The organism is Leucobacter musarum subsp. musarum, from assembly GCF_001273845.1.
Taxonomy (GTDB): Bacteria; Actinomycetota; Actinomycetes; order Actinomycetales; family Microbacteriaceae; genus Leucobacter; species Leucobacter musarum.
In genome coordinates this window covers 1-251 of record NZ_JHBW01000019.1, presented here as the reverse complement: position 1 = coordinate 251, position 251 = coordinate 1, and the positions used below count along the sequence as shown (strand labels likewise).

The window sequence follows — 251 nt, the reverse complement described above, 5'->3', positions numbered from 1 at the left end:
CTCCCGAGCACAACGCGCAGTTCCGGGCGCTGCTCGGCGACGGCTCGGAGTGGGGGATGCGGCTCGAGTACGCGGTGCAGCCGTCGCCCGACGGCTTGGCGCAGGCCTTCATCATCGGCGAGGACTTCATCGCGGGGGAGAGCGCCGAGCTGGGGCTCGGCGACCACCTGTTTCCTGTCTCTTATACAACTCTGACCCTTCCGCCGAGCGATCTAGTGTATCTCTCCGTTGTCGCCTGCTCCTTCAAATAA

The 251-nt window shown here is 64.5% G+C and carries 1 pseudogene; it reads left to right on the top strand.

The window, feature by feature from the left end:
* Positions 1-173, top strand: a pseudogene (locus CH42_RS00060) (sugar phosphate nucleotidyltransferase); the annotation flags it as partial.
* Positions 174-251: the final 78 nt, after the last annotated feature.